This is a genomic window from Stenotrophomonas sp. P5_A8, assembly GCF_056400545.1.
The window spans coordinates 1-2575 of record NZ_JBFULB010000440.1 but is presented as its reverse complement, the minus strand read 5'-3'; the positions used below and the strand labels follow the sequence as shown (position 1 = coordinate 2575).

At 65.9% G+C, this 2575-nt stretch carries 2 protein-coding genes; both read right to left on the bottom strand.

Annotation, left to right across the window (positions count from 1 at the left end):
* Positions 1-326 precede the first annotated feature (326 nt).
* A complete protein-coding gene (locus AC1DQP_RS19300; protein ID WP_457319614.1) occupies positions 327-1529 on the bottom strand; it encodes a hypothetical protein in 1203 nt (400 codons plus the stop codon).
* 107 nt (positions 1530-1636) lie between these two features.
* Positions 1637-2575, bottom strand: a 939-nt coding sequence (locus AC1DQP_RS19295) for an SLC13 family permease (protein WP_478052277.1), incomplete at its 5' end; no start/stop codon positions are given.

The following is a 2575-nucleotide window of genomic DNA, read 5'->3' as shown; positions in this document are numbered from 1 at the left end:
GTACGGAGACGTCAGACTTCATCGTGTGCAACCTCGTAGTGTCGGCATTGACATGCCAGGAAGGGCGAGGTCGCAACGGTAGGCAGGGGGTCAATCGGACAACATGCAATTAGTTGCAAATGCGGTGACGGTCACAGAAATATTCATTGACGATTCACATTTATCGTCAATGAGGCCTTGCTTGATATTCGGCGTATATCAATGTCATAGKCCTTTTATATGCTTACCGCGTCCTGCCGACGTTTTGAAGTTCGAAGCGTCAACCGCTTCACCCGCCTGTCGCCACCGCGAGCGTCCCCCTGCAGGAAGCCATTGGCGCTGGCGACTTACGGCGACGCCGGTTGGACGATGTAGCGTTCCCAGTAGCCGGCAAGCTGGGCCTTCTTTCGGTCGCCGAGTTCGCTGCCGAGGGCCTGCTGTATCGCGGCCGCTTCCGCGCCACGCCCGGCACGGTGCAGCTCCCGCGCCGTTTCGAGCAGGGCCCGTTGGCGCACGGTGAGGTTGCCGAAGGGATCGAAGTAGGAATCCAGGCGTGCGGCGTCGGTGACGCCGGTCCAGGTGAAGCGCGCATCGCCCGCGTCTGCGGCGATGGCGCGATAGCGGTCCACCGCAATGATGGGCGTGATGCGCTCTTCGAGCAGATCCAGGCGTGTTTCCATCAGCTTGGCCTCGGGCGAGTCCTGTTCGGCCTTGAGTGCCTGCACGGTCTCCCGGACGAATGCGCGATCGATGTTGCCGGTGGCGGATTGGACGCCCAGGAGATTGAAGCTGGCGACAGCCACGCGATAGTCACGGCGCTCCTGCTGGCGCACCTGCGTCTCGGTGGGTTTGCCGAGGCTGGACGGCTGGACGACGCGCACGTCTTCGGCATCGGCCAGGATCGCGTCGATATCGCGCTTGTGGAACTCGCCGACCACCACCACCACCGTGCCACCCGGGTGTGCCTTCGCCGCCGCGGCCACCCGCTGAGCCTGCAGGTACGTACGATAGAGATACAGCCTGCGCGGCAGATCATCGGTGGCGCGCTTGGCCGGGGTCGCGGCCCACTGCGCGATGCGCGCCACGTTCTTTGCTTCGTCGGCGTGGAAAAGATCCCGCGTGAGATGGCTCGGGGACGGGAACGAAAGGAACTGCTGGAATCCGCTGGCGGGGCGCAGTTCCGGCGCTGCGCCCAGGTCCAGGCCGAACCCGAGCCGGGCGTCTTCCACCGGCGGCTCCCAGTCGATGGGGCACAGGTCGATGCCGTTGCGCCGGGCGAAGGGGACTACGACGTCCTGGACTTCGTAGGTGAATTCGTAATAGTCGTTGCGTGCGAAGGCCTCGGGCGAGCGCTCGATGCAGATGGCATCGGGCTTGGCATGTGCCAGGAACGCGGCAAGCAGGGCGGGGCGGTCGTTGCGCGCCACCAGCTGGGCGGCGTGGTCGACGCCCAGCACGATGACGGTGGTTTTTCCGTTCACTGCCTTCGTCGCTGCGCCAGCCATTCCAGCCATCAGCAACAACGCCATCGAGAAAAACAGACGCTTCATACGCGGTCCTTCCATTCCATTTGGTCCAACGTAGCGCGCAAACGGCGCTGGCTTCCTGTGCCATTGGTTGTAGTCACGTCGGCCAACACAATGCGGCAACGACGTGACTACAGAAGCCAGAGCGCGGCAAGCAAGGCCGGCGGCATCACCAGGATGCCCAGGCGCAGGAAGGTCAGTGCACTGACGTGCTCGCCTTCGCGACGCAGCGCCACCAACCAGAGCATGGTCGCCAGCGAGCCGGTCACCGACAGATTGGGGCCGAGGTCCACACCAATCAGCAGGGCGGCGCGGGTCTGCGTGGGCAGGTCGGCCATCTGGCCCAGCGAGCCGGCCACCAGGCCGATCGGCAGGTTGTTGGCGAGGTTGCTCAGTACGGCGGCCGCGCCACCGGCCAGCCAGCTGGCTTCGCTGGGCGATGTACGGGCAAAGGCCTCCAGTGCGTCGGCGGCGATGCGGATCACGCCGGTGTGCGCCACCGCCTCGACCAGCACGAAGAGCCCGGCAACCAACGGCAGCACGCCCCAGGACACATGCCGCAGGATCGGCATCGGGCTGCGGCGCTGGCGCAGGCGGATGGTGGCCAGGGTAGCGGCACCGGCGCAGAACGTGGTCAGACCCAGCGGCCCGTTCATCGCCGAGGTCACCAACAGCACGCTGCCGGTGACACCGACGCCGATCGCGCACAGGCGCCCGCCCTCGGACAGCGGCCGTTGCTCGGCCACCGCCACCAGGGGCGGTGCGATCTGGCGGCGATGGGCCAGCCGCAGCACCAGGTAGGTCATGCCGATGGCGGCCAGCGAGGGCAGGGTGAACTGCCGCAGCCATTGGGCCAGGGAGGGCATGTGATCGCCGAAGACCACCAGGTTGGCCGGATTGGAAATGGGCAGCACGAAGCTCGCCGCGTTGGCCACGAAGGCACAGACGAACAGATACGGCAGCGGGTTGGCCCGGGCGGCCTTGCAGGCGGCGTAGACCGCCGGCGTGAGCACGACGGCCGTGGCGTCGTTGGACAGGAAGATCGTGACCAGCGTGCCCACCAGGAACAC

What these genes read in the sequence shown, in the direction of transcription:
- AC1DQP_RS19300 (WP_457319614.1), bottom strand. Translation starts at nt 1,529, where the DNA reads ATGAAGCGTCTGTTTTTCTCGATGGCGTTGTTGCTGATGGCTGGAATG.